Below are 12986 nucleotides of genomic sequence, written 5' to 3'. Positions count from 1 at the left end.
CCTATTACGTGGTAGTTTAGACAGGCATGGAGACAGTTCTAACATCGATGAGATTTCAGTCAATAGAAAAGTTGGCTTATCTCTGACTAGGTGTGGCGAGGGAAGGGGCACTGATGCGTGATATCGTCAAAATCGCTCTGGTCTATGCCGTATGTGTGCTGGTATTCCAGATAGTTTTTCTTAGCGACCTGGTGTGGGTGCTGTTCCCTGCGGCAGTCATTGAACCAGTTCTCATACCTGTAGTTGCATTACTAATCACCCGGAAAATCCAGGTATCAGAATGGCCGCTAAACTTTTTTGTTTTGCCACTCTTGCTTTACTGCTTTGGCTTGGTTGCTGACATTATGGCATTTTGGATTTCAACTGGAGGAAGCGTGTTTTCAGCCGGAAATCACATTTTGTATCCAGTAGCTCCAGATTCTCCTTCGGATGTTAAATGGTGTGGACTTTATGGAATTCCAGCTGTCATTTTCATGGCAGGCTACCTGATTCGTTTAGCGATGCGAAAAAGGGTAGCCTGCCATGTTTCTGACCCTAATGATCCATCAGAAAATGAAGTTCGCTAGTTTTTCACAGGCTTTATTAATCACCTCTGAGGAAATTGAGCCAGCTAGCTTTCGCCTTAGAACCCCACCCGGTACTCCTGACATGACTGAAACGAATGCTGTCAACGCGCCTGAAGCATTTGAGGCATTAACACTGCTGGCGATCCGCTTGAATCTGTTGGCAAGTTTGCTGGAATTGCTGTAGTACTCTCGCAATGTTGCTGACAGAAGATGAGCGTTGGAGTCGTTGCCGTTTTCTAGCGTGTTGGCGATGACAATGGCATCTCCGTCACAGCAGAGGTCGTCACGGTTACAGTTGTTTCCTACCGATTCCCATTTTCCCTTGTCGTTTTTCTTGTCAAGTACTAGCCCCTTCAAGCCAGGATGCTGACGATAATCGGGGCCTTGACCGACTAGAGCTGTGGCCACCTGATCCAGGTTCGCACTGGGATTCCAATCAAGCGTTTTCTGAATATTCTCCATGGCAGTAGCTAGGTCTCCAGCCCAGCCAGTCCACGCATCAGGGATAACATTCCAGTTGGTGTATCCAAGTGTTGTTGCCGCCAGATGCGCCAGATCAACTGATTCTCCGGTCTTGTCGGTCATGGATTGCCGCCAAGTGTTATCAATATAGCGATTCAAGGCAGCGATGATCTTCTTGCCTACAGCGTCCTTCTCGAGTACGCTCGCGTCAGCACTCCTGAAACTTTCTGCAGATACGGACCAGTTCACCGCAGATCCACTACCACCGTCACGCAGGTAGGCTTTTGCTAAATAGTTGAGTATGCAACGCCAAGTCGGAACGACAATCCGCGTTCCCGCACCATGAGAACCCGCAACGTAGTCCTCACCAACTTTGCTATCAGCACGTAATTCCTCAAAGCGCTTCTCTAAATGCCAGATCAGATCAATCGGAGCCAACTTGTTGTAATTGATGCTGGTGTCGGGCGCAGCGCCACCGGCACTTGAGGGTGCAACATGATCCACTGCTGGAGCTTGACCTGAATAGGCGACCCGATCAAGGTCAAACCCCTGACCATTGTAGTTACTGATTTCAGTGAACTGATCATAGTTCCAACTATCAGGAATAGGGAAGCCGAGGTTGCCAGAAAATCCTGTGGACATGTCAGATACGAACGCGCTTCCAGCGTAGCCTGCTTTGATGATGCGGCTGCAAATATTGCGTGATGCGTAGATACCCACTTTGTATCCGCCTCCCAGGCTTCCACGCACGCCTTGGAAATACGGAAGAATATGGCTTGTGACCTGAGGGTCTGTCGCATCGAAATCAACAGCGAAATAAATATACGTTCCCGGAATACCCAGTCGCTGGGCTGCTTGCCTTGCAAGCGTGGCATGGCGAGTTCCGTTTTCTCGAGTGAAGTGGCGCAATTCGGTGGAATACTCTTGGAATATCGGGAAGAACTTCATCCCTCCGTTGGTGATGCGTTCAAGTTCTCCTGGCCGAATAGCTTTGAAATAGTTGGACGGATCTTTTGAATCCTGATTGGGTTCAGTCAGGTAACGCCCCACAATCTCGTAACCGTTAGCTTTGAGCAGCTTGAGCCGTTGCGTCGTAATCTCAAAGCGTGTATCGCATGCTTTACAGGCGCGATTCGGATCACCTTTCGAGGTCAACAGGCTCATCCATGTGGTCGGATCCACTTTCCCTGTTACTGGCAGCGCATAGGTTTTTTGGAATTCTCGTAGACCTTGATCGATCGCCATATTCCACACGGTGTAAACAGCAGGCACCATTCGGTTGCAAACCAAAGCAATACTGGCAAGACGCACCCATTCTGGATATGCTGACGCATTCGACGCAGAAATAGTCTTCAGCCGTGATCTGGTACCGTTACCGAAATTTCCGGTAGCCTCCCCAGTGCTGAATCCTTCAATGGCCTGCAAAACCTTAATCAAAGCAGTGTTCATTTCTCGACCGTACAGTCCATCTGTTGGGATAATCCCCGTATAGGAACGGTACTGCTGATTAATGAGCTGTTGTGCTTGGCGGATCGCTGCAAGGCCGCCATAAGAATTCAGCAATACGAATTGCTGCATCGATAACAATGCTTTCATGATATCGAGCGTCACGGTGGAATCCCCACCGATACCCATGTCAGCTTTAAGCTGTTTGATAGCTTTGCCTGTTCCACTATAGAAATGCGTCGTGATATCACTGGCACCAGCAGAATATCCCTTACACCACAAAGCGCCTTGGATAATGCCGTACACATTAGAAGTCTCCTGCGCACCGTCATCCTGTTGGTGGATGCCGTTAGGCCACCGAGACTGGAAGCGACTGATAGTTCCCGGTCCGAAATTGTTAGCCGTTGTCGTAATACCCAGCTCGATTTGCAGGGCCCGAATCAAAGCGTTGACCGTGCCCCAGCCGGTATATCCGTCCTCTACGACTGAACCGAATCCAGCCTTGCTCCTATAGGTGCGATTGAGCCATTGCTGTGTTTTTAGCACCATCTGATCCATGAGAAAACTCCTCACTCGATTTATTGATATAAAAAACCCAACACCCACACCTCTTCAATAATTAGAAAAGACGTGAATGCTGGGGGCCTAATAAAACCGCTTAAGCCTTCGTGTCGCTACTGAGAGACAACCAAGGCTTCGTAACAGGTAAAACCGCAGGTAGGTTAATACCCTGTTTGAATCGGTCTTTTTGTGTACGGTTGGCCCCGCCCGCTGACCCCTCAGCGAGTCGTAGAGATTCGACGCCCCCAACCCCTAACCGAATCCTCGACTTGTTCCGTAACTTGGCGCTGGAACAAGGTCAATATTTTTAGGGTGGGGAAGTGCTTAGTGGTTATGTCGCGATTTTCAAAAATCTAGTAGGTGTAGACCCGAGGTTGTTGCCTCCATCGGTCATCATCGAGCGCGCTCTGGCGCGAGTGGCAGGGCTTGCACAGGCTTCGGAGGTTATCAAAGTCGTGGGTGCCGCCGTGTTCGAGCGGGAGAATGTGGTGAACCTCTTGTACGGGTGTGTAGCATCCGGCCTCTAGGCAGTCTTCGCAGAGCGGGTGGGCGGCGACGTAGGCGGCACGGATTTTACGCCAGCGTGAACCATATCTACGATTGATCTTCGGATCCCGCTGATACTTCCGATACCGAGCATCCTCAGCCTTGGCGTGGGCGTCGCAGTAGCGCTCGCGGGTGAGCTCAGGACAACCAGGGTGGGAGCACGGGGACGCTGGTTTGACCGGCATCGCTAGCTCCTTCCCGAACATGGTGAAGCCCCAAGTTCCCGTGTGGGTTCTTGGGGCTTCACCTACTTTTCAACCACTTATATGTTCTCACACTGATATGCGGTTTTCTATCGCATGTTTCGGATACCCGCTAACGCTAGAGCTGTCCATACAAGGCGGTGGCGAACCTGTCGAGGGCCCGGTTCTTGCGCCGATAGACCGTGTCACGCTCGACGTAGAAATGATCGGCGATCATCGACACCTTCTCATCTTGCGTCCCCTCGCTGAGGAAGAAGCCTTCGAGGATGAAGCGGTCGTCTTCAGCGATGACTTCCCACGCAGGCAAGAACCAGTCCATGTACTGGCGAGCCTGCAGGTAGCGAGCCTTGTACGCATCTATTCGCTCGATCGTTGCCACGATCCTGTTCTCGGACGCGTGCAGATCACCCGAGGGCGGTGTGCCGTCCATGCGCGGTGATGCGGGGCTAGCTGCATCAGCATAAGCCGCCTTGATCTGCTCGTCGGTACTCTCGATGATCTGTTCCATCACCGCATAATCCTGCAGCGCAGCGATCGCAGCTTTCCTTGTGTCGAGGTATTTCGTCATCACATGCATGAGCGTGTCCTTTCAGTGGTTGTTTGGATTTCTTGTGCGACCGCGTCAATCAACGCAGCCTGCGTAGCATCTTTCGTATCAAGGGCTTTGAGCACGGCTTCATCGAGCGTCCCTTCCGCAACAAGATGCGTGATCGTGACCGGCTCTAACTGTCCTTGCCGATACAAGCGAGCGTTCGTCTGTTGATAGAGCTCCAGGCTCCAGGTCAGTGAGAACCACACCAACAGATGCCCACCTGACTGGAGGTTCAATCCGTGGCCAGCGCTCGCGGGGTGGATCAAGCCGAGGGTGATCTCACCTTTGTTCCATGCCTCGATCTCCGCGCTTGTTTTCAGTTCGCGAGCCTGCGGGAAGCGGGCGGTGATACGCTCGCGGTCATGGGCGAACCAGTACGCCGCCAGCAACGGGCTGCCGTTGGCTGCCTCAACAAGGTCTTCGAGAGCGTCGAGCTTGCGATCATGAGCCGCAGTCCATTGACCGTCGCTGGTGTAGATCGCGCCCGACGCTAACTGCAGGAGCTTGCCCGACAACGCAGCAGCGTTCGCAGCGTCAATCGTCGCCCCATCAAGGTCGAGGACAAGATCAGATTTCAACTGCTCATACACGCGTCGTTCTTTCGGCTCCAGCACCACAGGCATTGTCGTCACCGTCAATTCCGGTAGCTGAAGGTGGTCGGTGGTTCGCATCGACAACGTCATGTCACCAATCGCACCGTAGATCTCATCCTCAGCACCCGCGCGGGGCTTATAGGTGAACACCTGCATCCCGTTGCGCTTATCGGGCACGAACCAACGCTCGCGATAACGAGTGATAAACCGGCCCAAACGCTGACCGCCGTCGAGGAGCCGGAACTGCGCCCACACATCCATCAGTCCATTTGCTGCAGGCGTGCCGGTCAGGCCAACCCAGCGCTTAACGTGCGGCCGCATTTTCACCAGCGCCGTGAACCGCTTCGCCCGGTGGTTTTTGAAGCTGGAGAGTTCGTCGATGATGACCATGTCGAACGGCCAGCTACCCCCGAGTTGGTTCACCAACCATGGAATGTTTTCCCGGTTGATGACGGTCACCATCGCAGACGCCGCAAGAGCGTTCAGCCGATCTCGCTTGGTTCCGACAGCGACTGCTACGGTGAGCCCTTCAAGGTGATCCCACTTGGCTACTTCTGCAGGCCACGTATCGCGGGCAACTCGCAACGGAGCGACGACCAATACGCGGTGGATGGTGAAGTAGTCGAGCATGAGCTGCCAGATCGCCGTCAACGTGATCACCGATTTGCCCAAGCCCATCCCGAGAAAGATTGCTGCCTCGTCGTGGTCGATGATGTATTGGGTTGCGGTGGTTTGGTAGTTATGCGGCTGATAGTGCATCAAGCACCTCCTGTATGCCGTCCACCGAATCGACAACCAATGCGGTGAAGCCTTGCTCGCGCAGTTGGTTCATCCGACGCTGCTGGATTGGCCTGGGTTGTTTGCCTGCTGCTTTGAGCTCGACGAAAACAGCCCGGCTGTCCATCAGGCATATCCGGTCAGGTACGCCGCTGGTTCCAGGGCAGACGAGCTTCCAGCACAAGCCGCCAGAGGCTTCGACGGCTTTCTTCAGTTGGTGTTCTATGGTTCGTTCGTTCATGGTCACTCCTTGAGTTCGCTTGTAGGGGTGACGGCATGTGACGAGTCGTTCCTAACCTTTTATATAGAGAAAAACACAATGTAATTTCACATGCGTAAGGTAGGGAATGGCTCGTCACAGCTCGTCATCATGGGGTTAGCTGCCGAACTCGGATGCGATCGCGAGCCCGTAGACGTACATGCCGTGTTTGGTCTTTTTCCGCACGAATCCGGCTTGTTCGACAGCAGCGTTGAAGTCGACCATCGGGCGCGCCCATCCTGAGGTGTTTTGTGCCCACGCTCGATACGTCTGGTAGAGGTCACCGGCACGCTCTGATAAGCCGTTCTCGACGTCGCATGAGTCTTCAAGGAACTGGGAGAACCAGTCGTTGTCTTCCTTATAGGCCTGTGAGGCTTGAACGACCTGAGGCGGCGGAGTGAGCTTGTAGCCCTCACTGTGAATGAGGTGCGCTCCCTCCATGATCCAGGAAAGGATCGCCCCGCCAGCGTGTTCGTAGAGGTGGTCGGCGTAGTTCTTCACGTCCGTATCGCCTTCGATGGTGGCGTTGAACGGGATGACGATGAGCCTGCGCCAGATGCCTGCGTCCATGGCTCCCACACGCGGTAGATGGTTCGTGTAGAGCACGAGCGTGTGGGAGGGGGTGAAGGCGAAGGGGTCCTTGAACTTTTTCTCTGCCGAGATCTGATCGGTTGAGGCCAGCTGTTTGACGTTCGAGGTTGATAGGCGCATGCCTTCTTCGGTTTCAGCCGCGATCAAGAGACGTTTGCCTCTGGCTTCTGCGAGTTCGGGTTTGACGTTGCGGCGTACCCCGACCGTGAGCGCGTCAGCTGAGATCGTGCCCGAATACGTCCCCAACACGCGGGCGATCGTGTTCCAAAACGTGGATTTGCCGTTTCGTCCGTCCCCGTAGGCGATGACGAGGGCTTCGACGAAAACCTGACCGATAGCCGCCAACCCCACAATGCGCTGCACATAACCAATCAACTCAGGATCTCCTTGGAAGAACACGTCGAGCGCGTCGGCCCAAATCTGTGCGCCCTCATCGCCGGGGCTGACAGCGGTCTGCTTGGTCAGCAGATCGGCTGGGTTGTGCCTGTGACTACTACCGTCGCGCAGATCCCAGGTACCTGCCGGGGTGTTGAGCAGGTAGGGGTCGACGTCAAGGTCACGGATACGCACCTGCAAGATCGGCCCGGCTTCTTTCAACGTGGCCGTGATGTTGCGTGACAAACGCCGAGATAGAACGAACTTGTGGTAGTTCTTTGCCTCATCCCACGCCCGGAACGCGGTCGCTTGCACAGGCGTGAGCTTGGCGATGCCGCGTGCTTTCGACGAGGCGGAGGCCATGACGATATCTGCGCCGGTTGCTGTCATGGTCTCCCACGTGGACGCGATCAAGCGGTCGGCTTCCTCGAGCTGGCGGGAGGTCAGTTCTTGAACGACGCCTTGTGCGGATAAGTCGTTCTCGTCCCACACGCCATGGTCGTAGACGAGCCACTTGGTGGCGAGCGAGTAGCGGATCTTGTTCGCATACTCGCCAGCTAATGTGTCTGCCTGACCGACATCGGAAAAATCATCCGGACGCAAACCCGCCAACGCCTCATAAGCCTCTGGCGGCAGATAGCCTGGATCAGCAGCGACCTTCGAAGCAAACCTGCACGCGCTATTCCAAATCGCCTGTAATTCGCCCTCGCTGAGCGGTGGTTCGCAAAGGTTGGCTTTGCGATCGAAGAGGTCTCGTGCTTGGTCGGTATCGCCGTAGCGGATGAGGACCCTGCCTGCGAAGCGCGACAACGTAGCGTTGCGCGAGCCTTCACCAATCACGAGTGTGGAGGCATCAAATGCGGCGAACACGTCGATCTCGTCAGCGTCGTCCAACCATGCATTGAGGAGCTGATCGCCCTCATGCACCGTAACTTGTGGGTTAGAGGTGCCGTAGATGAAGCGTCCTGCGTCAAGAGCGTTGCGATCGAAGAAAGCAAACCGCGACGCGAGGCGGTGTTTCAATCCTGCGTATTCGTCTGCGCCTTGTACTTCTCGGATTGGGAAATAAACGTGGAAACGCGGCCGCGCAGACAACACACCCTTCGCCTTCATGTGATTACGAGACGTGGCGGCCATGAACTCCACACCCGCCATCACCTCGCCAAGCTTCTCAGGCGTGACCCACTCGGCCGGAGTTTCGGTGTGATCGTTGTCGATATCCATCACCACGCAGTCCGAGGCTATGAAGGCTGCAGTTGAGCGGCGATCATTCGCATAGGTTGCGGCCACATGATCAAAGGCAGCGGCTGCCGATAGCAAGGCCGCGTCAGTAACCCGGTGCCTGTTTGGGTAGTGGTTATTGTTCTGCACGCCGGTAACCGTGGCAGCAAACAGAGTGAAGGGCGTGGTCATGGGGTGACCTCCTTGAAATCAGAATCGAAAAACTTAATCGGCAACTCGAGGTCGCGTGCCCAGCCGATCTCTAGGCGCATGCCAGGGCTGACGTGTCCGACATATGCCCAGAGGGCTTCGCATTTGGCGAGCAGCACACGGTTGAAAAACATCGCCAGCTCCCGCTGATCAAAATCGGCGTCATCCATAAACTGCGGGAACAGCAGGTGTGGGGCGAAGGGGATCTTGCCCGCGCCCACTGCAAATCCACAGAATTGGCGGGCGAGCTCAACGTTCGCTTCCGTGTCGCCCGAGTAGGGCGAGCAGATATAAACCAAGGGCCGGTAGCCAAACTGTTCGCGCTGCAGCTTTTTGAGCGCGTGGTAGCTCGTCAGATCCAGATAGCCTTCGGTGTTCTTCTTCGAAAACCCAATATCGAGTGTCGTGGCGCTCATGCTTGCACCTGACCCTCACGCTCAATGACCGGGAGGATGCCGAGCTGGTTCTTGAGCAGGTCGTAGATGAACAAGCGTCCCTTTTGCGTCCAGTACATGTGGGTGCGGGTCTGGCCTTCGCCGTATTCGTGGGTCTTTGACTGGGTGTATCCCTGCTCGGCGTACTTGGCGTAGAGGAACCACCGGCCAGACTGATGGAACTGCACGTGAGCATCACGCAGAATGCGGTTGAGCTTCTTCGCGGAAAGTCCGTAGTCCTTCGCAATCGCCGTCGTCGTCAACAACGAATCGGACTGCAGCACGAGGTCGTAGTACGAGACTTTCGGTGCCGCTTCAAGCAAGGCTTGCTCTGCTGCCAGGCGCTTGGCCCGTTCCGCACGCAGCGTGGCGATGGCATGCTCGAGGAACTCATCGTCAGCGAGGAGTTCGTCGTATGCGTACATGCCGTGGCGGCGAATCGTCGGCAACACCTCATCGAACACCCAGGCTTCGAACTTCTGTGCTGCCGGGAGCTTTGAAGAGATGATGAGGCGGTAGAGGTCGCCTTCGGTAATGAAGCGGACCTGCTGGAGTCCGCCAGCGGTCTCAAGGGGGTGGTAATTTGCCACCCCCTTGCAGTGCAGCTTCACCGCGTTCGTCGGATCCTGGTAGCCGAGCGCGGTGGCGACGTCCTTGCCGCAGAAAAGGATCTGACCATCAGTGGTGATGGTGCGAATGGTGCCGAACACGTCGTTGGTAAATGTTTGAATCTGGTTTCCCATGGCGGGGTTCCTTCCCGAGACCCCGTCGAGAAAAAGTCGTGCCGGTCGACACAAGGAGTTAAGGGCCTCACCCCACTGCCGACGAACCCGAAAGTGTTAAATCACGGGTACTCAATCGCTTCTCGTTCTGGCACGATTGGTGTTGAAGCCCCGGTGGAGCGCTATCTGTTAGAGCCATCTGCAGGTATTCTCGCCGGGGCATAGACAAATTTCTCGAGTGCTCTGTGTGGAAGAACCATCATTCTCTTGCTACAGCGGTGCCGACACGGTGGTCTTTTAGACAACATGACCGGTTCCGCTGCCCGCCTCGGTGGGAGCGCAGGGTCGGTTCTCGTTTCTTAGTGGTCTTGGATAAGCTTTCTTCTCTGATGGTGATACTTTGCCGTGTTCTTGATTCTGTCGTTGTTTTCGCGGTATAGTGATTACCACTAGTACCGGCTCGCTTGTATCGGTTTCCGAGACAGGTCAGAGCCGGTCTTCATGTTTTTGGAAGCAGGTGGGCTGGTGGTCGATAAACCGTGGGCCAGTATCGATGAGCAGATTAATATTCTCACTCGTCGTGGCCTATTGGATGCCGGTGATTACCGCCGCGAGTTATCTACTGTCGGCTATTACCGGCTTTCGGGATACTCCTACCCGTTGCGTCAGATCGTTCCATCTGATTCGCCGCAGCGGCGTTTGGACCATTTCGTTCTCGGTGCACGTATGGGGCATGTGGTAGAGCTGTACGAGTTTGATGAGAGGCTACGCTTGGCTGTGTGGCAGGCCTTATGCGAACTGGAAGTATGCTTTCGGGTTGACGTGGGCCATGTGCTAGGCGAGCTCGATCCCTTTATCCACCTCGACCTCGAACGGATTTGGCCGTCAGGCGCAATGCATCGCCGCGCAGTACTGTTTACGCAGAAGCTAGCCCAAACGCAGTCGCGCTCTACAGAAGATTTCGTCACGCATTACAACCAGACCCACGACGGTCGTTTGCCGGTGTGGGTGGCCACCGAGATTCTTGAGTTCGGACAACTCGTGACCCTGTTTTCGTTGGCTCCCTTCGAACAGCGTCGTCGCATTGCTGACAAGTACTTGGCACGTGCCGACGAGTTGGAATCATGGATGCGCACCGTGAATTTCGTTCGTAACGTATGCGCTCACCACGCCAGACTATGGAACAGGCGACTCGTCATCCGTCCGTTGGTCAGACACCGCCGCAGTGACCAAACGCTATCGGCCGTGACACATTCTTCAGGACGTATGTACACCGCGTTGGTGCTCACCGCATTCCTCTTGCGACGAGGAAATTTCACCGCTGAAATACAGGCCATCAGCGACGTCCTAGACAGTTTCCCCACCGAAATTCCTGGCGTCGATCTAACGCACATAGGTGCCAGCCCCAGCTGGAAACAAGATCCCATCTGGACAATCAACAGCTAATCCTTACGGTAATAGGCGCACTCATACCCATCCGCGTCCAACGGTAATCCTTTGGCCCATGCTGGGAGGGTGGACATGAGTTTGCACGCGTCAGCAACGGTGAAGCCCGAGTTTGTGGGTTCGTCGATGACGATTTCGTCGTGAACATGCATCACAATCTTGTGCCCTGCCTTGGCGACTGCGTGCATGCCAACCACGAGTAGGTCACGGGCGATTGCTTGGACGATGTTCTCGACGAGTTTGCCTCCGTAGGTTTCGAGCTGTCCCCAGCGCCGTGCCGTGGTGGTTCCGGTGTAGGTGATGGATGTCCCACCCCAACGGTTCTCGCCTAAGCGTGGCTGGATGTAGGAAAGCCGTCTTCCCGAGGGCAGCTTGATGAAGAGGATCCCGGACTCGACGCTAAACCGCAGGTTACGGAGCCGGATCGGCTGGCGCGAGGTGATCGCAGCGATGGCTGCTTCTTCAACGTCTGCCCAGAGCTGGACGATGTGTGGGTTGGCGGCCCGCCATGCGTCGACGATAGGTTTGAGCTCGTGCTCGGCGAGTCCCATGGTAAGTGCTCCCATAGCTTTGAGCGCTCCGACGGAGCCGCCATAACCACAGGCGAGCACCGCGATCTTCCCCTTCTGTCGAAGCTCACCATTAACGCCGTGCTTCTCGACTGGGACGCCGAACATACGGCTCGCGGTTTCGCAGTAGAGGTCTTTGCCCTCACGGAAGGCTTGAAGGGTGGTGGTTTCTCCTGCGAGCCATGCGATGACACGCGCCTCAATCGCAGAAAAGTCCGCGACGATAAACCTGTGCCCAGGTGAAGGGATAAACGCGGTACGGATGAGTTGGCTGAGGGTGTCGGGCACGGACTCGTAGAGCAGCTCAAGTGCGTCGAGGTTGCCTGTTCTGACGAGTGTTCGTGCTTGGTCGAGGTCAGGCAGATAGTTCCTTGGGAGGTTTTGGACTTGGACGAGGCGTCCGGCGAAGCGCCCGGTACGACCCGCTCCATAGAATTGGATGAGTCCGCGTGCCCGATCATCGGATCCGGTGACGTTTTGCATCGCCTGGTATTTCTTCACGCTCGATTTCGCCAAGTCGCCGCGCAGTTCGAGGACTTCTTTCACCTCGCCAGTGGCGGTATCGAGGGCGGCATGGACGTCGGCTTTCGCTAGTGATTCGAGTTCGCAGCCGTGACCACGGAGCCATTGTTTGAGCTGGATGGGCGAGTTCGGATTCTCCAACCCAGTCAATGTCTGTGCCCGAGCGAGTGTCGCGTTGCGGTGGTGTTCATCCACGGCGACAGCGTTGTCCACGAGCGTGTGGTCGAGAAGAATCCCGGCATCGTTGATGGCTTGGTCGAGGGCGTAGGTGTCCCACTCGTCATCGGACATCGGAAATGATGCGAGCCGCTCGTGGATGGCTTGTTCGACTTCGACGTCGCGCCGGTTGTAATCAATGAAATGTGCCCACCCGGTCGGGTCAGCTGATGGTGGGTTCCTGTGTTTGCCACCGTTGAGGACTGAGGGTGTGGCGGGTGTGCAGAACTGCTTGATCAGCTTGCGCCCCGCAGAATCTTTTTGGACGTCGAGTTTGAGGACGGCGGCAACCGCGTCGAGGCTCATTGGCAGACCGAGGTAGGCGGACCAGATCATCGTGCACCGCCACTGCCTTGGGTCAAGAAACCCCTCGTCGAGAAGCTCGGGATGATGAGTGCGTAGCCAGGCAGACAGGCAGACTCGTTCGAAAGCGGCGTTATGCGCCCACTTGACCACACCCGAATCCACCAAAGCCGCCAGCACCTCGTCGGGCATTGATTGTCCGCCTGCGAGATCCACCACTTTGACTGGTCCACCGTCGACCGAATATCCGAAGAGAAGCAGCTCGAAGGCTGGGTGCTCGGCATACGGGTAAACACCCGTCTTGGCGAGTTGGACGGGGCTGAAAGATTCAATATCGCAGAAGAGTGTTCGCATGACGGGGTTCCTTTCACA

The 12986-nt window shown here is 55.5% G+C and carries 11 protein-coding genes; 2 read left to right on the top strand and 9 right to left on the bottom strand.

Features of this window, described 5'->3' with window-relative positions; genetic code table 11:
* The first annotated feature begins 113 nt into the window (after positions 1 to 113).
* On the top strand, positions 114 to 566 hold the full coding sequence (locus tag BQ5456_RS07910; RefSeq protein ID WP_071129496.1) for a hypothetical protein: 453 nt from the start codon (positions 114 to 116) through the stop codon (positions 564 to 566).
* Here BQ5456_RS07910 and BQ5456_RS07905 read toward each other — a convergent pair.
* The 8 genes from BQ5456_RS07905 to BQ5456_RS07870 form a co-directional block, all read right to left on the bottom strand.
* Positions 546 to 3032: a glycoside hydrolase domain-containing protein gene (locus tag BQ5456_RS07905; RefSeq protein ID WP_071129495.1), complete on the bottom strand. Its 2487-nt coding sequence runs from the start codon at positions 3030 to 3032 to the stop codon at positions 546 to 548. The genes BQ5456_RS07910 and BQ5456_RS07905 overlap by 21 nt on opposite strands.
* A 356-nt stretch (positions 3033 to 3388) precedes the next feature.
* A complete protein-coding gene (locus BQ5456_RS10190; protein WP_072510765.1) occupies positions 3389 to 3766 on the bottom strand; it encodes an HNH endonuclease in 378 nt (125 codons plus the stop codon).
* Between the two features lie 136 nt (positions 3767 to 3902).
* Positions 3903 to 4361, bottom strand: a complete 459-nt coding sequence (locus tag BQ5456_RS07895) for a hypothetical protein (protein ID WP_062613131.1) — start codon at positions 4359 to 4361, stop codon at positions 3903 to 3905.
* Positions 4352 to 5728 carry a DEAD/DEAH box helicase gene (locus BQ5456_RS07890; RefSeq protein ID WP_071129493.1) on the bottom strand — a complete coding sequence of 459 codons (1377 nt, stop codon included), beginning with the start codon at positions 5726 to 5728 and terminating at the stop codon, positions 4352 to 4354. The genes BQ5456_RS07895 and BQ5456_RS07890 overlap by 10 nt, the downstream gene beginning before the upstream one ends.
* The gene (locus BQ5456_RS07885; protein WP_062613128.1) at positions 5709 to 5987 is read right to left on the bottom strand and encodes a VRR-NUC domain-containing protein; all 279 of its coding nucleotides are present in this window, start codon (positions 5985 to 5987) and stop codon (positions 5709 to 5711) included. The genes BQ5456_RS07890 and BQ5456_RS07885 overlap by 20 nt, the downstream gene beginning before the upstream one ends.
* Positions 5988 to 6122: 135 nt before the next feature.
* Positions 6123 to 8384 carry a phage/plasmid primase, P4 family gene (locus tag BQ5456_RS07880; protein WP_062613126.1) on the bottom strand — a complete coding sequence of 754 codons (2262 nt, stop codon included), beginning with the start codon at positions 8382 to 8384 and terminating at the stop codon, positions 6123 to 6125.
* Complete coding sequence (locus tag BQ5456_RS07875; RefSeq protein ID WP_062613124.1) at positions 8381 to 8818, bottom strand: DUF7768 domain-containing protein; 438 nt, start codon at positions 8816 to 8818, stop codon at positions 8381 to 8383. Before BQ5456_RS07875 ends, BQ5456_RS07880 begins: the two co-directional genes overlap by 4 nt.
* Positions 8815 to 9579: a phage antirepressor gene (locus BQ5456_RS07870; RefSeq protein WP_062613122.1), complete on the bottom strand. Its 765-nt coding sequence runs from the start codon at positions 9577 to 9579 to the stop codon at positions 8815 to 8817. Before BQ5456_RS07870 ends, BQ5456_RS07875 begins: the two co-directional genes overlap by 4 nt.
* Before the next feature lie 504 nt (positions 9580 to 10083).
* Here BQ5456_RS07870 and BQ5456_RS07865 point away from each other — a divergent pair.
* Positions 10084 to 11004 (top strand): Abi family protein, encoded by a 921-nt coding sequence (locus tag BQ5456_RS07865; protein WP_235858557.1) that lies wholly within the window; start codon positions 10084 to 10086, stop codon positions 11002 to 11004.
* Here the strand turns inward: BQ5456_RS07865 and BQ5456_RS07860 are convergent.
* Positions 11001 to 12968, bottom strand: coding sequence for a DNA polymerase (locus BQ5456_RS07860; RefSeq protein ID WP_071129491.1), 1968 nt, complete (start codon positions 12966 to 12968; stop codon positions 11001 to 11003). The genes BQ5456_RS07865 and BQ5456_RS07860 overlap by 4 nt on opposite strands.
* Positions 12969 to 12986: the final 18 nt, after the last annotated feature.

Source organism: Varibaculum massiliense (assembly GCF_900106855.1).
Classification (GTDB): domain Bacteria; phylum Actinomycetota; class Actinomycetes; order Actinomycetales; family Actinomycetaceae; genus Varibaculum; species Varibaculum massiliense.
This window is presented reverse-complemented; position numbering and strand designations above follow the sequence as displayed.